The following is a 286-nucleotide window of genomic DNA, read 5'->3' on the forward strand; positions in this document are numbered from 1 at the left end:
ACCCGGCGCAGGAGGCGTCACCAAACCAGCCTCACCAACAACCGGACCACCCGGCACACCCGGCGCAGGAGGCGTCACCAAACCAGCCTCACCAACAACCGGACCACCCGGCACACCCGGCGCAGGAGGCGTCACGACCTCCGCCGACGAACCCGCTGGAACCGCAGGCACACCTGGAGCCGGCGGCGCCACCACACCTGACTCACCAACAATCGGCGCACCCGGCACACCCGGAGCAGGCGGCGTCACGACCTCCACCGACGAACCCGCAGGAACCGCAGGCACA

The sequence above is a fragment of the Mycobacterium sp. IDUB_1 genome (genome assembly GCF_055419625.1).